Genomic DNA, 14,521 nt, shown 5'->3' on the forward strand with positions numbered 1-14,521 from the left:
GGCCGGGCACGCCGGGCAACTGCCGCCCGGGCCCCGGCAGGCCACTGCCCCGCAGGTCAGCCCGCCCGCTCCGCCGCACTGCGCTCCACACAGAACTCGTTGCCCTCGAGATCGGCCAGCGTCGCCCACCCGCTCCCGTCGGCCCTGCGGTGGTCGGCCACCAGGGTCGCGCCGAGCGCCAGCAGCCGCTCGACCTCCTCGTCCCGGGTCCGGTCCTGCGGCTGCAGGTCCAGATGCATCCGGTTCTTCACGGTTTTGGCATCGGGCACCGTGACGAACAGCAGCGCCCCGCCCGCGGCCGTGACCAGGGCCTCCGGATCGCCCGGCAGGTCGTCCCCGGCCAGCGAGCCGTCCAGCACCTGTGCCCAGAAGCAGGCCAGGCGGTAGGCGTCGGCGCAGTCGATGGTGGTGTGCCGTACCCGTGAAGTCATGGACGTCACTATGCGGTTGAGGGGCGGCGCTGTCCACGCGGAGTCTCCGGGCAGGCGCCGCCGAACGCCCCCCGAAATGCGCTCCGGCGTGCGCGTTGCGCAACTACCATGGGGCCAGGAGCCGTTGGGCCGGGCTGTGGCCGACGGTGACCCGGCGGGGGCGCACCCGGGCCCCGGGACGGTCCCGGGTACGGGGTTCGTCCGGTACACCCGTTCAAATCGCCCGTCCCCGTCGTCTACAGTTGCAGAATTCCGCAATTCAACAGATGACGCGACGGCCGGTCGGCCTGAACGCGGAGGACATGCGTGGGCGGTTTCGCCGAATCGGTGAGGGAACGAGTGCGCGTGACGCGGTCCGCGCCCCGTCCCGGGGGCGGGGTGCGAGGGTGAACGGCGCCTGGGTTCCGCTGTGTCAGGCCAAGGCCGAGTTCTTCCGGATGCTCGGCCATCCGGTCCGCATCCGGGTACTGGAACTCCTCCAGAGCGGACCGATGCCGGTGCGCGGCCTGCTCTCCGCGATCGAGGTGGAGCCGTCCGCGCTCTCCCAGCAGCTGGCGGTGCTGCGCCGCTCGGGGATGGTCACGGCCACCCGCAGCGGCTCCACCGTCGTCTACGAGCTGGCCGGCGGCGATGTCGCGGAGCTGCTGCGGGCCGCCCGCCGGGTCCTCACCGAGGTGCTCAGCGGGCAGCACGCGCTGCTGGCCGAGCTGCGGCAGGCCGAGGCCGGCGCACTGCCCGCGGCCGAAAGCGTGGGGGCGGCCTCGTGATCCGCCCGCGCCGTTCCCGGCCCGGTGGCCGGACGGGAACGCTCCGCTCGTCACGTGCCGGAAAAGGGTGAGCGCTGATGTCGGGCGCAGCAAGGCGTAAGGGACCGCCGCCCTGGCGGGCGGTCCGCTCCCGTACCTGCATACCCACGCCCTCCGGGCAGGGTCCCCGTCCGGGGGGCCACCCCTGCCGCGGGCGGCCCCCCGGACGGGGACCGCTGCGCACCGCACCCGGCCACGGCCGGGCCTGCCCGGAGAGCGCCACCCGTCACACCACCTCGCCGCGCTGCGGCATCCTGCGCCCCCGTACGGCCGCGGTCCGGCCCGGAGCCCAGCTGGCGCGGCTGCCCGGCGCGGTGCTGCTCACCCACCGGACCCCCCGACGCAGCCTGTGGCGACGGGTGTTGCTCCAGATCGTCGTGACCCAGCTCCTGCTGCTCTTCCTCGCGATGGTCATCTATCTGGGGCGGCACGCCGGGACGTGACGGACCACGCGGGAACATGCCGTCCGCCGCCGTCCGCCGCGCCCGCCCGTTCCCGGACCCGCCACAGCCACCCGACGTCACGCCCGAACGACCACACCAGGAGCCCCAGCGCCACCGCCACCGCGGCGGCCGCCGAGGCCCTCGGCAGGATCCCGGCCGCAGCCACCACCAGTACGACGCCCTGCAGCGCCGCCACGGTCTTGCGCGCCATGCTGTGCGGCAGCGCCCCGCGCAGCCACGGCAGCGCCCAGGAGGCCGCGACGAAGGCGTACCGCATGAGACCGATGGCCAGTACCCAGGCACCCAGCGGCACGGCGAGGTGGATGCAGAGCACCAGGATGAGGAAGGCGTCGACCTCCATGTCGAAGCGCGCCCCGAGCGGGCTCGCCGTTCCGGTGTGCCGCGCCACCTTCCCGTCCACCCCGTCCAGCACCAGCGCCACGGAGGCGAAGGCGATCAGCACCGCGCCGGGGACATGCCGGCCGAAGGAGTCCGCGACCATCGCCGTCACCCCGCCGACCAGGATGGTGCGGGCCAGCGTGACGCGATTGGCCGGTCCGAACGTCAGGGTCCACGACCGGCGCACCGCGACGGTGAGTACGGCCCAGGTGGCCACCGCGAAGACCAGACCCGTCAGCCAGCCCACGACGCTCAGGCCGACCGCGCGGCACAGCACCTCCAGCAACAACAGCTGAAGGCCCATTCCTGCCGTAATGTCCGGTCCGAACGGCCTTGTGTCGTAGCGCTCTTGTACGGCCACCAGGCCTCCCGTGATGTGTGGCGGAGTCGAAGGGTGTTGCGTATCGTGACGGCGTCCCCATGATCCCCAGCATTGATGAACCATCCGTGTAGCGTCCAGGAGGATCCCCATGCCGCGCGTCGCTTGTGCCTTTTGGCTAAGCGTTACAGGCCAGGGCGAAATCCGGACGGTGCCGGTGCCGGAGCCCCGTGAGGACGAGGTTCTGGTGCGTACGGTCTGCTCCGGTGTGAGCCGCGGCACAGAGACCCTCGTCTTCCGTGGCGGCGTTCCCGAGAGCCAGCACGCCGTGATGCGGGCACCGTTCCAGGATGGCGACTTCCCCGCACCGGTCAAATACGGCTACCTCAACGTCGGGGTCGTCGAGCAGGGCCCGTCCGCCCTGCTGGGCCGCACGGTCTTCTGTCTCTATCCGCACCAGACGCACTATGTCGTCCCGGCGAGCGCGGTCACCCCGGTACCGGACTCCGTCCCCGCCTCCCGTGCCGTCCTCGCGGGCACGGTGGAGACCGCGGTGAACGCCCTGTGGGACGCCGCGCCGCTGGTCGGGGACCGGATCGCGGTGGTCGGCGCGGGCATGGTCGGCTGCAGTGTGGCCGCGGTCCTCGCCCGCTTCCCCGGTGTCCGGGTCCAGCTGGTCGACGCCGACCCGGCGCGGGCCGCCACCGCCGCGGCGCTGGGGGTGGACTTCGCGCTGCCGCCGGACGCCCTCGGCGACTGCGACCTCGTCGTGCATGCCAGCGCCAGCGAGGCGGGGCTGGCCCGCTCGCTCGAACTCCTCGCGCCGGAAGGCACCGTCATCGAGCTGAGCTGGTACGGCGACCGGCAGGTCAGCCTGCCGCTGGGGGAGGCCTTCCACTCCCGCCGGCTGGTCGTCCGCAGCAGCCAGGTGGGCGCCGTCTCGCCGGCCCGGCGCGCCCGCCGGACCTTCGCCGACCGGCTGGCGCTCGCCCTCGACCTGCTCGCCGACCCGGCCTTCGATGCGCTGATCACCGGTGAATCCGCCTTCGAGGACCTGCCGCGGGTGATGCCCCGGCTCGCCTCCGGCGACCTCCCCGCGCTCTGCCACCGCATCCGGTACACCCCGGCGGACGGCTGACGGCCCCCGGGCCGGCCCGCATCCGCCCTCTTGCGACACCGTCACTGAGACCGACATCACACCGGAGGAACGGTTTGTTCAGCATCACTGTCCGCGACCACCTGATGATCGCCCACAGCTTCCGTGGCGCGGTCTTCGGCCCCGCGCAGCGTCTGCACGGCGCGACCTTCCTCGTGGACGCCACCTTCCGCCGGCCGGAGCTCGACGAGGACAACATCGTCGTCGACATCGGCCTGGCCACCCGGGAACTCGGCGCCGTGGTCGGGGAACTGAACTACCGCAACCTCGACGACGAGCCCGCCTTCGCCGGCATCAACACCTCGACGGAGGCCCTGGCCAAGGTCATCGCCGACCGGCTCGCCGACCGCATCCAGGCGGGCAATCTCGGCGAGGGCGCCCGTGAGCTGGCCGGTATCGCGGTCACCCTCCATGAATCCCACATCGCCTGGGCGACCTACGAGCGCACTCTGTGACCCGCACCGGCGCCACGGCGACGGCGGAGCGCGTGGTGCACATGGTTCTGCCCGGCGATGTCGACGATCCGGCGGCACCCAGCGGCGGCAACATCTACGACCGCCGGGTGTGCCGCGACCTCCCGGCGGCGGGGTGGCGGGTGCACCCGTACGCCGCGCCCGGTGGCTGGCCGCGGCCGGACGACGCCGCCCGCGCGGGGCTGGCGCGGCAACTGGCACAACTGCCGGACGACAGCGTTGTCCTGCTCGACGGACTCGTCGCCTGCGGCGTCCCGGAGGTGATCCTCCCCGAGGCGGACCGGTTGCGGCTCGCCGTCCTGGTCCATCTGCCGCTGGGCGACGAGACCGGGCTCGACTCCGCGGTGGCGGCCGAACTGGATGCCCGCGAACGCCGTACCCTGCACGCCGTGGAGGCCGTGGTGGCCACCAGCGACTGGGCCGCCCGCCGGCTCGTCGCACACCACGGACTGCCGGCCGCGCGCGTCCATGTCGCCCGGCCGGGGGCCGACCCGGCACCCGTCGCGGCCGGCACCGACGGCGCCACCGGCCTGCTGTGCGTCGCCTCGGTCACCCCCCGCAAGGGCCAGCACCTCCTGGTGGAGGCGCTGGCGGAGGTCGCCGAACTGCCCTGGCGCTGCACCTTCGTCGGAGGGCTCGCCCGCGATCCCGGCTACGCCGGCCAACTGCGCCGCCGATTGGACGAGTTGGGGCTCGGCGACCGGATCACTTTCACCGGGCCGCGGGCCGGCGCCGAGCTGGACGCGTGCTACGCCGCCGCCGATCTGCTGCTGCTCGCCTCGTACGCCGAGACCTATGGCATGGTCGTCACCGAGGCGCTGGGGCGCGGGATTCCGGTACTGGCCACGGACGTGGACGGCGTACCGGAAGCGGTCGGCCGGGCCGCGGACGGCGCGGTGCCCGGACTTCTGGTACCGCCCGGAGAGCCGGCGGCGCTCGCCGGCGCACTCCGTGACTGGCTCGGGGAGCCGCAACTCCGCGGCCGGCTGAAGGAAGCGGCGCGCGGGCGGCGTGCCATGCTGGAGGGGTGGGAGATGACGTCGCACAGTCTGGCCGGCACACTCGAACGGCTTCGGCACGAGCCACGGAGCGCACGATGAGCGACCCCGACCGGCCCCGATTCGCCCCTGACTGGCTGGAGTTGCGGGAGCGCGCCGATGCCGCGGCCCGTGCGCCGGAACTGCTGCGTCCGCTGCGCGAACGGCTGGCCGCGCAGCCGGCTCCGGACGGCGGCACCCGGGGCCTGGTGATCCGTGACCTCGGCTGTGGCACCGGCTCGATGGGGCGCTGGCTCGCCGTCCGGCTGCCCGGGCCGCAGCACTGGATCCTGCACGACCACGACCCGCTGCTGCTCGCGCACGCCGGGGCGCGGATGCCGGAGACCGCCGCCGACGGCACGCCCGTTCGGGCCACGACCGCGCGCGGCGATCTGGCCGACCTCGGCGCCGGCGACCTCGCCGGCACCTCGTTGGTGACCGCCTCCGCGCTGCTCGATCTGCTCACCCGCGACGAGGTGGAGGAGCTCGCCGAGGCCTGTGTCGGCGCGGGCTGCCCGGCGCTGCTGGCGCTCTCCGTCGCCGGGCGGGTCGAGCTGTCCCCCTCCGATCCCCTCGACACCGAGTTCGCCGAGGCCTTCAACGACCATCAGCGCCGCACGGACCGGGGCCGCGGCCTGCTCGGTCCGGACGCCATCGTGGCGGCCGTCGCGGCGTTCGAGCGGCGCGGTGCGACGGTCCTGGTGCGGTCCAGCCCCTGGCGGCTCGGCAGCGCCGAGTCGGCGCTGATCGCCGAATGGCTGCGCGGCTGGGTCGGCGCCGCGCACGCCCAGCGCCCGGAGCTGGCGCCCGACGCCGTGGCCTATCTGCGCCGCCGGCTGGAGGAGTGCGCGGCGGGGGAGCTGAACATCGAGGTGCACCACACCGATCTGCTGGCGCTGCCCCGGCCCGTGTCCGGGAGCGTGTGATGGACCGGTCCCGCTGGGCGGCATGGCTCAGGATGCTCGCGGGGCTGGCGATCCTGGTGGCGTTGGTGTGGCATCTGGGATCCGGTGCCTTCGTGTCGGGCCTGCGCCGGATCGACGCCGGCACACTGCTGGCCGGGCTCGGCATCGGCGTGCTGACCACGGTGTGCAGCGCCTGGCGCTGGTCGCTGGTGGCCCGCGGCCTGGGGCTGCGGCTGCCGCTGGGCCGGGCCGTCGCGGACTACTACCGGGCGCTGTTCCTCAACGCGGCCCTGCCCGGCGGTGTGCTGGGCGATGTGCACCGCGCGGTACGCCACGGGCAGACCTCCGGTGACCTGGGCCGCGGCGTCCGTGCGGTGGTCCTGGAGCGCACCGCGGGCCAGCTCGTCCTGCTCGTCGCGGGGGCGGCGGTGCTGCTCGCCCGGCCCTCCCCGGTCCTGGCACCGGTCGCCCGTTTCCTCACCTCGCCCGCCGTCGCGCTGTCCGCGGCCGCGGTGGCCGTGCTGCTGACGGTGGCCGCGCTCCGGCTGCGGGCGCGCCGGGGTGCCTCACGGGCCGAACGCGCCGTCCGCCGCACGCTGGCCGAGGTACGCCAGGGCCTGCTCGCCCGCGAGGTGTGGCCCGGTGTCGCGCTCTCGTCCGTGGCGGTTCTGACGGGCTACCTCGGGATGTTCGTGCTGGCGGCCCGGGTGGCCGGCGCCACCGCGCCGGTCGCCGAACTGGTGCCGCTGGTGGTGCTGGCGCTGCTGGCGATGGCGCTGCCGCTGAACGTCGGCGGCTGGGGCCCACGCGAAGGCGTCGCCGCGTGGGCCTTCGGCGCCGCCGGACTAGGCGCGTCGCAGGGGCTCACCACCGCCGTCATCTACGGCGTGCTGGCCTTCGTGGCGAGCCTGCCCGGCGCCGCGGTCCTCCTCGTCCGACGCTCCGTCACCCGTCACGGCGAGCGGCCGCAGGTCGAGCTCGAAGAGCGTGTCCTCGCCGAGCAGGGCGCGGCGCAGCGGCGGGCGTAGCGCCTCCCGCATCACCGGCGTGCCGGGAAACCGCAGACCGGGCACGCCGTCACCGAGCAGCACCGGCGCGACCGTGACGTACAGCCGGTGCAGCGCACCGTCCTGCAGGAACCGCGACACGGTGACCCCGCCGCCCTCTATCAGCACCCGGCCCAGACCACGCCGGGCCAGCGTGTCCAGCAGCCGCCCCGGGGCGAACGCCGCCGCGTCCGGCAGGACCAGGACCTCGACCCCGGAGGGCGGGGACACGGGGGCGATGCCCGGGCCCACCACCCAGAGTGTCGGTGCCGCCCCGTCGGTGAACACCCCGCTGTGCACTGGCACCCGCCCCCGCGGATCGAGCACCACCCGCACCGGGTTGTCGCCCGTGCACGCGCGCACGGTCAGCCGCGGATCGTCCGCCACCGCGGTGCCCGCGCCCACGACCACCGCATCGGCGAGCGCACGCAGCCGGTGCAGATGGCAGCGGTCCTCCGGGCCGGTGACGAAGTCGGCGTCGCCCGTACGCGTCGCGATGAAGCCGTCCAGGCTCTGCCCGAGCTGGGCGAAGGCGAAGCGCGGACCGGCCAGGCACAGGGGCAGATAGCGGGCGGCGAGTTCCACCGCCTCCGGTGTGGCGGGCGGTCCCCACCGCAGCGCGCCGTCGTCGCCGGGCACCAGTCCGGCGGCCCGCGCCCCCGCTGTCGTACGGATCTCCCGCAGCCGGTCCCAGGCGGCTGCCGCGTCGAGAGTCTCAGCCATTGTCCGCCGCCCCCGCGCCGAAGAGTGCGGCATATTCGCCGAATGTCTCGGTCAGCCCGGCCAGCAATTCCTGCCCCTTGTGGGCGGATGCCAGGGAAGGCCGTCCGATGACACCGGATTGGGTATAGGCCGACATGCCCAGCGTCAGGAGGTGCTTCCGGTCATCGGCGACGCAATCCGCCGATTCGTAGCCGTCCTTGACCAATTCGGGATGGGCATGCAGCAGAATGGACGTCTCGGCCTCTCCGGCATGCATATCGGTGTGCCCGGACGTCTCCACCCCGGCCCGGGTGCGTGCCCGGTCCCAGTCGGCCGATCCGGGGAACAGTGCCATCCGCACACCGCTCCCGGCGGATTCCTGAACGACATTGCGCAGGACGTAATTCCCGCCGTGCCCGTTGACAAGAATGAGGGTGCCGATACCCGACCGGCGGAGCGAATCGGCGATGTCCGTGACGACCGCGTGCAGGGTGCGCGCCGAAATGCTGACGGTCCCCGGCCAGGCGGCGTGTTCGTGGGAACAGGACACCGTCAGCGGCGGCAGCAGCTGGACGGGATGGGCGGCCGCCAGCTCCCGGGCGATGGTGCAGGCGATCACCGTGTCGGTGGCCAGCGGCAGAAAGGCACCGTGCTGTTCGAAGCTGCCGATGGGCAGCACGGCCATCGCCGGCTGCCGCGCCCGTACGTCCTCGGTGGTGTCGGCCGGCCACGGGCCGGGTGGCGAAGTCGGGGATCCCGAAGCGGTCATGGGTGCTGCGGCCTTTCGTCGCTGACTCACCGAGTCATGGTCTTCGCAGCATACTTGTTGTGTTCTGAGCGAGTCCTGCCGATCATTTCCCCGCGCGGGTACGATCACGCCATGATGGACCCCGACGACGATGCCGTGCGCAACCTCCGTGTCGCTTTCGACGATGGCCCCGGCCAAAAACCGGGCGTGGAACGGGTGGTGGAGGTCAGGCTGCCCACCACATACGGCGAATTTCTCGCCGTCGGTTATCTCGACCACCGCACCGGCATCGAGCAAGTGGCGCTGGTCCACGGCGATGTAGCCGGCGAGCTGACGCTGACCCGGATGCATTCGGAATGCCTGACCGGCGACGCCTTTGCGTCCACCCACTGCGAATGCGGCGACCAATTGTCCGCGGCGCTGCGCGCGATCGTGGCGGAAGGCCGCGGCATTCTGGTCTATCTCCAGGGCCACGAGGGCCGGGGTATCGGGCTGCTGGCCAAGCTCCAGGCGATGCGGCTGCAGGAGGGCGGGCTCGACACGGTGGAGGCGAACATCGCCCTCGGGCTGCCCGTCGACGCCCGCGACTACGGCGCCGCGGCGGAGATCCTGCGGGACCTGGGCGTGCGGTCGGTGCGGCTGATGTCGAACAATCCGCGCAAGCGCGAGGCGCTGGTGCGGCACGGCATCCCCGTCGCCGAACAGGTCCCGCTGCTGATGCCGCCCCGTGCGGAGAACATCCGCTACCTCCGCGCCAAACGCGAGCGCCTCGACCACGATCTGCCGCATCTGGACGGCATCACCGGCCTGTCCTGACACGGCAGGAGGCCCCCTCGGGCGGCAGGCATGCGACGAGGGAGGGTCCACGACCTCGCGGTCGCTGACCCTCCCTCGGTGACCGGCCGGCCGGGGGCCGCCGGATCAGGAGACGGCGGCTGTCGCCCGTTCGGCCGCGGCGGCTTCCTGCCGCGCCGGCAGGACTCGCTCCGCGAGGTGACCGAAGACCAGCCCGAAAGCCGTCCACAGCACCAGCTGGATGGCGATCGCCGACAGCCGGAACTGCCAGAGCAGGGTGGCGGAGAAGGCGGACGGTACCTCGTTGATGGCGGGCAGGAACGCATACGCGAGGCCCACGGCGACCACGAACGCGGCGCCGGCCGCGATCGTGGCGTACCAGTTGCCCAGCTTCGGAGCCAGCCGCCGTCCGAGGATCGTGGCGGCGACGGCCAGCAGGATGCCGAGCAGCATCATCAGGAAATACAGCGCGGTGCGCTTGCCGATGGTGTCGGGGTCACCGACGGACGGCGGGCTGGCCGGGTACTTCAGGAACGGGACGAGGTAGACGGCCAGCATCGCCGCTCCGGAGAGCAGCACGGCCGTGGCACGGGCACCGAAGCGGCCGATCCGCCCCAGCACGAAGCAGAAGGCCAGTGCGGCGATACCGCCCAGTGCCACGCCGTAGACCAGGACGCCGGTCGCCAGCCCCGCGGTGGACTGCAGTCCGCGGCTGACGACCGCCATCTCGTGTTCGTGGCGGTGTGCTTCCTCGAACGCGATGGCGGCGTCCACCCGCGGTTCGCCCAGCAGATAGGCGACGACGAGGGCCAGGACGCCGGCTGCCAGACCGGCGAGCATCCCGCGCATCAGAAGGGCTCTGATGGTGACGGAGTTCATGGGTGCGGCGTCCGATCAGTGGCAGGGGAAGCCGAGGAGGTGGCGTCCGTCGTGGACCCACTCGTGGACCCCGGTGCCGGAGAGCAGCGAGGTCGCGCCTTGTTCCGCGCCGATGAAGTACAGCAGGACGAGCATCAGGACGCCGAAGAACAGGGCCCAGGGGGCGATGGCCTTGAGGGGGATCGGGGTGGGGGTGACGGCGCCGGTGGCCGGGGGTGCGATGGTCTGAGCCATGGCAGTACCTCCTGTGCGGGGAACTCGCGTCCCTTGTCGGTGGAGTGCGTAACAACATGCCGGGTCTGGCTCGCCCGGTCCCGGCCCTGCTGGGCTGGTAAAGACCGGACATACAGTGGCGCGACCGCGCCGGGATCCCACCGGCTTCCGTCATGTCGTCGTCAATATCATCGGGAAGGTACCGCGAACCGACCCCCGGGCCAAGGCCGCCGAGGGGGCGGAGTGGTGCAGGGCAGGGCGCACCGGAGGGGCAACTCCCTTGTGGGGGAGAGCTGTTGCCCTCGCGGACGGCAAGCGGGAGAAGGAGACATGACAACTCGGGTGATGTTGGTCTCAGCGGCCGCGGGTCAGGCGCAGCGCGAGGTGCGCTTCGACGACGACGGCCCGCTGAGCGAGGCCGGGCGGCGCCGGGCGCGGGCCGCCGCCGGGGCACTGCCGGCCGCCGGCCGGAGCCTCGTTACGCCCTCCGTCCGGTGCCGGCACACCGCCGAGGAGCTCGGGCTGCCGGTCCGGACCGCGCCGGAGCTGGCGGGCTGTGCGATGGGCGCCTGGCGCGGCCGGACCCTGGCCGAGGTCGCCGACGGCGATCCGGCCGCGGTGTCCGCCTGGCTCGCGGACCCGGACTTCGCGGCGCACGGCGGGGAGTCGCTGCGGCAGCTGTGCGCGCGGATCGCGGGCTGGCTGGCGGGGGAGGCCCAGGAGGCGGGACGGGTGCTGGCCGTTGTCGAGCCGGATGTCGTGCGGGCCGCGGCGGTGTGCGCCCTCGGCGTCCCCGAGGAGGCGTTCTGGCGGCTGGACGTCCCCCCGCTGACCGTGACCGAGCTGAGCGGTCGCGGCGGCCGCTGGAATCTGCGGCTCGGCCGTCCGCTCGACCGCAGGTGAGGGCGGTGCGGCGGCACGGAACCACAATTGATCTGTCCCCTCATCTACACATAAAGGCGACATAAGCGCAGAATAAAGAATGCGCGGCCCGATGCCACGCGGGAACGGCCAGTTTGCGAACGAAGGAGGCGAGTCGCATGGCCGACGTCTCACACCACAGGGGAGATCTCGCCGGTCACCCCGATGCATCGGAGATGCAGGCCCGGTACGACCGGGTACTCGGCGGGCGGGACGTGGTACTCGTCGACGGACCGGTGTTCCTGGTCGGCCTGTACTGCGCCGTCTCGCCGTGGATCCTCCACTTCACGGCCGCACAGCCGGCGCTCGTGACGCACAACCTGATCCTCGGTATCGCGATCGCCCTGCTGGCGGTCGGGTTCACCGTGACGCCTGAGCGGATGTACGGCCTGAGCGGCGCGATGTGTGCGATCGGCGTGTGGATGATCATCTCGCCCTGGATCGTCGGCAGTGCTCCGGACGCCGGCGTCATCTGGAACAACGTCGTGATCGGTGCCCTGACGTTCCTGCTGGGTGCCATGTGTGTCGCCGCGGCCTCGAAGAGCCGCCGCGTCACCTGAGACGCGCTCCCCACGGGGGGCGAGTGACACGCCGCCGACCGTACGTCCCCTCGGGGCGAGCCGGCCGGCGGCGGTGCGTGCGGGCCCTCACGGCGCGGCGCCACGGCGCACGGGCCGGCCGGGACGCCCCCGACGTCGCACCCGGCCGCGGTGGTCACCGCTGCCGGCGCCGATGCCGGCACCGCCGCCGGTGAGGAAGCGTCCCAGCAGCCCGGCCAGTACCAGCCCGCACGCGAGCAGCAGACCGTGTGCCAGGGCGACACCGGCGACCAGGCCGGCGGCCGCGGCGGCGGGCAGCAGCCAGGCCGGGCCGCGGCGCAGCGGCCGCGCCAGGAGCGGGCGGCGGGCGGACGGGGTGCGGGGACGGGCGCGGTGCGCCACCTCGTGCCGGAAGGGCTCGGTGAGCTCGCCGAAAGGGCGGTCGTCATACGGGGACAGCGGATTCCCTCCTCCGGGGCGTGCGGTCGGCCGCGCAGGGCGGCGGGGCGGGGCGGGCGAGGGCGGTGCTCCGGTCGTCGCGCGGCGCCGGCGTGCCGGATCGCGGACCCGGGGCGGGGGTGCCGTCTGTGGCTGTCGGTGGTGTGGTGCCCTGCCGGGCCCCGCGCGTAACGCCGTTGACGCCAGGTGCCGCGCCCTTCCGCACGAAATTCAGCCAGGGGCCGGGCCCGGGACCTGCCGCGGGCGTCCGACGGCTCCGGGCCTGCCCGCCGAGGGCCCCAGGCATGCGACAACCGGGTAAATTCGGTTAAATCGGTGGCATGGGTCCTCCGACTGTGGCCCCTCGCCCCGGAGAGGTGGCGTCCCGTGACCGCTGTGCCCGTGGATGATCACGAAGACTTCGCCGACGCCGACCGCGGCTTCATCGCGGCGCTCGATCCGCCCGAGGTCACCATGGACGACGGCCGGGTCGTCTGGGACGCCGAAGCCTACGGATTCCTGGCCGGCAACTGCCCCGACACCGCGCACGAGAGCCTGTGGCGGCAGGGCCGGCTGGTGAGCCGGCAGGGGCTGTACGAGGTCACCGACGGCATCTACCAGGCGCGCGGTCTGGACCTGGCCAATATGACGCTGGTCGAGGGCGACCACGGCGTCATCGTCATCGACCCGCTGCGCTCCGCCGAGACCGCCGCCGCGGCCCTGGAGCTCTACCGCAAGTACCGCGGGGACCGGCCGGTCACCGGCCTGATCTACACCCACTCGCACGGAAATCACTTCGGCGGGGCCCGCGGCGTCCTGCCGCACGGCCACCACCCCGTGCCGGTGCTCGCGCCGGCCGGCTTTCTCGCGCACGCGGTCGGCGAGAACGTCCACGCCGGCGTCGCGAGGAACCGGCGCGCCGTCTACCTGTACGGAACCGGGCTCCCCAAGGGGCCGGACGGCCAGATCGGCTGCGGCCTGGGCACCCTGCCCTCCACCGGCACCATGACCCTCATCCCGCCGACCGTGGACATCACCAGCACCGGCCAGGAGGAGATCGTCGACGGCATCCGCCTCGTCTTCCAGCTCACCCCCGGCACCGAGGCGCCCGCCGAGATGAACTTCGGCTTCCCGGCGCACCAGGCGCTGTGCCTGGCCGAGAACGCCACCCACACCCTGCACACCGGACTGCCCCTGCGCGGCGGCGCCGTCCGTGACACCCGGGCCTGGGCCCGCTACCTGGGCGAGACGCTGGCCCTGTTCGGCGACGAGGCGGAGGTTGCCTTCGCCTCCCACCACTGGCCGACCTGGGGCAAGGAACGCGTGCGGACCCTGCTGGCCGGGCAGCGCGATCTCTACGCCTATCTGCACGACCAGACGGTGCGGCTGCTCAACGAGGGGCTCACCGCGACCGAGATCGCCGAGGAACTGCGGCTGCCGCCGGAGCTGGAGCGGGTCTGGGCCCACCACGGCTACTACGGCTCGCTGGCCCACAACGTCCAGGCGATCTACCAGCGCTACCTGGGCTGGTTCGACGGCAACCCCGCCCATCTGTGGGAGCACCCACCGGTCGAGCAGGCCAGACGCTACGTCGACACCCTGGGCGGCACCGAGGCCACCGTGGACGCGGGCAAGCGGTACGCCGCCGACGGCGATCTGCGCTTCGCCGCCACCCTGCTCAACCACGCCGTCTTCGCCGACCCCCACAACCTCCGCGCCCGGCGCGAACTCGCCCTGGTCTACGAACGGCTGGGCCACGGCTCCGAGAACGGCGCCTCGCGCAACTTCTACCTCACCGGTGCGATGGAACTGCGCGGCACCCTCGCCGAGACCCGGCCGGACACCGTCGCCCCCGACCTGGCCCAGGCCCTGACCGTCGACCAGCTCATCGACTCGCTCGCCCTGCGCATCGACGGCCCCCGCGCCTGGTCCACCGCGCTCACCCTCGACCTCTACCTCCCCGACGAGGACCGGACCTGGCAGCTGACGCTCTCCCACGGCGCCCTCACGCACCTCAGCGCACCCGGCGCGCCCACCCCGTCCAAGGAGCGCACCCCGGACCTCACGCTGGCCCTCACCAAGCCGCAGCTGCTGGACCTGCTCGACGGCCGCGGACCGGGCGAGGCCGCACAGGACGGTGAGACCGGCGCACTGCACCAACTCCTGGGCCTCCTCAGCACCCCGCACCCCACCTTCCCCGTCGTCACCCCCTGACGGACCCGCCCGCCGGGCGCTCCGTCAACCTCGTGCCCCGGCCCGCTGACACCACCG

General features: G+C 73.2%; 17 protein-coding genes and 1 pseudogene. 11 read left to right on the forward strand and 7 right to left on the reverse strand.

What is annotated here, in order from left to right; all coding sequences use genetic code 11:
- Positions 1-56: 56 nt before the first annotated feature.
- A complete protein-coding gene (locus OIU81_RS32600) occupies positions 57-431 on the reverse strand; it encodes a VOC family protein (protein ID WP_329153586.1) in 375 nt (124 codons plus the stop codon).
- 386 nt (positions 432-817) lie between these two features.
- Between OIU81_RS32600 and OIU81_RS32605 the strand changes: the two genes are divergently transcribed.
- Together OIU81_RS32605 and OIU81_RS32610 are read left to right on the forward strand one after the other, a co-directional pair.
- Positions 818-1,198, forward strand: a complete 381-nt coding sequence (locus OIU81_RS32605; protein ID WP_329153588.1) for an ArsR/SmtB family transcription factor — start codon at positions 818-820, stop codon at positions 1,196-1,198.
- Between the two features lie 77 nt (positions 1,199-1,275).
- Complete coding sequence (locus OIU81_RS32610) at positions 1,276-1,680, forward strand: hypothetical protein (RefSeq protein ID WP_329153590.1); 405 nt, start codon at positions 1,276-1,278, stop codon at positions 1,678-1,680.
- On the opposite strand, the gene OIU81_RS32615 is transcribed toward OIU81_RS32610, so the two are convergent.
- Positions 1,649-2,383, reverse strand: coding sequence for a CDP-alcohol phosphatidyltransferase family protein (locus OIU81_RS32615; RefSeq protein WP_329153592.1), 735 nt, complete (start codon positions 2,381-2,383; stop codon positions 1,649-1,651). The two genes, OIU81_RS32610 and OIU81_RS32615, sit on opposite strands and share 32 nt — an antisense overlap.
- 166 nt (positions 2,384-2,549) lie before the next feature.
- On the opposite strand from OIU81_RS32615, the gene OIU81_RS32620 reads away from it, so the two are divergent.
- The 5 genes from OIU81_RS32620 (at position 2,550) to OIU81_RS32640 (ending at position 6,997) form a co-directional block, all read left to right on the forward strand.
- Positions 2,550-3,536, forward strand: coding sequence for a zinc-dependent alcohol dehydrogenase (locus OIU81_RS32620; protein WP_329153593.1), 987 nt, complete (start codon positions 2,550-2,552; stop codon positions 3,534-3,536).
- 74 nt (positions 3,537-3,610) lie between these two features.
- The gene (locus OIU81_RS32625) at positions 3,611-4,009 is read left to right on the forward strand and encodes a 6-pyruvoyl trahydropterin synthase family protein (protein WP_329153595.1); all 399 of its coding nucleotides are present in this window, start codon (positions 3,611-3,613) and stop codon (positions 4,007-4,009) included.
- Positions 4,006-5,127: a glycosyltransferase family 4 protein gene (locus tag OIU81_RS32630; RefSeq protein ID WP_329153596.1), complete on the forward strand. Its 1,122-nt coding sequence runs from the start codon at positions 4,006-4,008 to the stop codon at positions 5,125-5,127. The genes OIU81_RS32625 and OIU81_RS32630 overlap by 4 nt, the downstream gene beginning before the upstream one ends.
- Positions 5,124-5,990 (forward strand): SAM-dependent methyltransferase, encoded by an 867-nt coding sequence (locus tag OIU81_RS32635; RefSeq protein WP_329153598.1) that lies wholly within the window; start codon positions 5,124-5,126, stop codon positions 5,988-5,990. The genes OIU81_RS32630 and OIU81_RS32635 overlap by 4 nt, the downstream gene beginning before the upstream one ends.
- Complete coding sequence (locus OIU81_RS32640) at positions 5,990-6,997, forward strand: lysylphosphatidylglycerol synthase transmembrane domain-containing protein (RefSeq protein WP_329153600.1); 1,008 nt, start codon at positions 5,990-5,992, stop codon at positions 6,995-6,997. The genes OIU81_RS32635 and OIU81_RS32640 overlap by 1 nt, the downstream gene beginning before the upstream one ends.
- 102 nt (positions 6,998-7,099) lie before the next feature.
- On the opposite strand, the pseudogene OIU81_RS32645 reads toward OIU81_RS32640, so the two are convergent.
- Both OIU81_RS32645 and OIU81_RS32650 read right to left on the reverse strand, forming a co-directional pair.
- Positions 7,100-7,771: pseudogene (locus OIU81_RS32645) on the reverse strand (RibD family protein); the annotation flags it as partial.
- Positions 7,731-8,486, reverse strand: a complete 756-nt coding sequence (locus tag OIU81_RS32650) for a creatininase family protein (RefSeq protein ID WP_329155522.1) — start codon at positions 8,484-8,486, stop codon at positions 7,731-7,733. The pseudogene OIU81_RS32645 and the gene OIU81_RS32650, both read right to left, overlap by 41 nt.
- Before the next feature lie 114 nt (positions 8,487-8,600).
- Between OIU81_RS32650 and ribA the strand changes: the two genes are divergently transcribed.
- Positions 8,601-9,281 carry a GTP cyclohydrolase II gene (gene ribA, locus OIU81_RS32655; protein ID WP_329155524.1) on the forward strand — a complete coding sequence of 227 codons (681 nt, stop codon included), beginning with the start codon at positions 8,601-8,603 and terminating at the stop codon, positions 9,279-9,281.
- 105 nt (positions 9,282-9,386) lie between these two features.
- Here ribA and OIU81_RS32660 read toward each other — a convergent pair whose 3' ends face one another.
- The gene (locus OIU81_RS32660; RefSeq protein WP_329153602.1) at positions 9,387-10,139 is read right to left on the reverse strand and encodes a CbtA family protein; all 753 of its coding nucleotides are present in this window, start codon (positions 10,137-10,139) and stop codon (positions 9,387-9,389) included.
- A gap of 15 nt (positions 10,140-10,154) precedes the next feature.
- Positions 10,155-10,373, reverse strand: a complete 219-nt coding sequence (locus OIU81_RS32665) for a CbtB domain-containing protein (protein ID WP_329153605.1) — start codon at positions 10,371-10,373, stop codon at positions 10,155-10,157.
- 309 nt (positions 10,374-10,682) lie between these two features.
- On the opposite strand from OIU81_RS32665, the gene OIU81_RS32670 reads away from it, so the two are divergent.
- Complete coding sequence (locus OIU81_RS32670) at positions 10,683-11,255, forward strand: histidine phosphatase family protein (protein WP_329153607.1); 573 nt, start codon at positions 10,683-10,685, stop codon at positions 11,253-11,255.
- Positions 11,256-11,392: 137 nt separating this feature from the next.
- Positions 11,393-11,833, forward strand: coding sequence for an SPW repeat protein (locus OIU81_RS32675; RefSeq protein WP_189100882.1), 441 nt, complete (start codon positions 11,393-11,395; stop codon positions 11,831-11,833).
- A gap of 87 nt (positions 11,834-11,920) precedes the next feature.
- On the opposite strand, the gene OIU81_RS32680 is transcribed toward OIU81_RS32675, so the two are convergent.
- On the reverse strand, positions 11,921-12,214 hold the full coding sequence (locus tag OIU81_RS32680; protein WP_329153610.1) for a hypothetical protein: 294 nt from the start codon (positions 12,212-12,214) through the stop codon (positions 11,921-11,923).
- Positions 12,215-12,637: 423 nt separating this feature from the next.
- On the opposite strand from OIU81_RS32680, the gene OIU81_RS32685 reads away from it, so the two are divergent.
- A complete protein-coding gene (locus OIU81_RS32685; RefSeq protein WP_329153611.1) occupies positions 12,638-14,464 on the forward strand; it encodes an alkyl/aryl-sulfatase in 1,827 nt (608 codons plus the stop codon).
- Positions 14,465-14,521: the final 57 nt, after the last annotated feature.

This window comes from Streptomyces sp. NBC_01454 (assembly GCF_036227565.1).
Lineage (GTDB): Bacteria > Actinomycetota > Actinomycetes > Streptomycetales > Streptomycetaceae > Streptomyces.

What these genes read in the sequence shown, in the direction of transcription:
- OIU81_RS32600 (WP_329153586.1), bottom strand. Translation starts at nt 431, where the DNA reads ATGACTTCACGGGTACGGCACACCACCATCGACTGCGCCGACGCCTAC.
- OIU81_RS32610 (WP_329153590.1), top strand. Translation starts at nt 1,276, where the DNA reads ATGTCGGGCGCAGCAAGGCGTAAGGGACCGCCGCCCTGGCGGGCGGTC.
- OIU81_RS32615 (WP_329153592.1), bottom strand. Translation starts at nt 2,383, where the DNA reads ATGGGCCTTCAGCTGTTGTTGCTGGAGGTGCTGTGCCGCGCGGTCGGC.
- OIU81_RS32620 (WP_329153593.1), top strand. Translation starts at nt 2,550, where the DNA reads ATGCCGCGCGTCGCTTGTGCCTTTTGGCTAAGCGTTACAGGCCAGGGC.
- OIU81_RS32635 (WP_329153598.1), top strand. Translation starts at nt 5,124, where the DNA reads ATGAGCGACCCCGACCGGCCCCGATTCGCCCCTGACTGGCTGGAGTTG.
- OIU81_RS32640 (WP_329153600.1), top strand. Translation starts at nt 5,990, where the DNA reads ATGGACCGGTCCCGCTGGGCGGCATGGCTCAGGATGCTCGCGGGGCTG.
- OIU81_RS32650 (WP_329155522.1), bottom strand. Translation starts at nt 8,486, where the DNA reads ATGACCGCTTCGGGATCCCCGACTTCGCCACCCGGCCCGTGGCCGGCC.
- ribA (WP_329155524.1), top strand. Translation starts at nt 8,601, where the DNA reads ATGGACCCCGACGACGATGCCGTGCGCAACCTCCGTGTCGCTTTCGAC.
- OIU81_RS32660 (WP_329153602.1), bottom strand. Translation starts at nt 10,139, where the DNA reads ATGAACTCCGTCACCATCAGAGCCCTTCTGATGCGCGGGATGCTCGCC.
- OIU81_RS32665 (WP_329153605.1), bottom strand. Translation starts at nt 10,373, where the DNA reads ATGGCTCAGACCATCGCACCCCCGGCCACCGGCGCCGTCACCCCCACC.
- OIU81_RS32670 (WP_329153607.1), top strand. Translation starts at nt 10,683, where the DNA reads ATGACAACTCGGGTGATGTTGGTCTCAGCGGCCGCGGGTCAGGCGCAG.
- OIU81_RS32675 (WP_189100882.1), top strand. Translation starts at nt 11,393, where the DNA reads ATGGCCGACGTCTCACACCACAGGGGAGATCTCGCCGGTCACCCCGAT.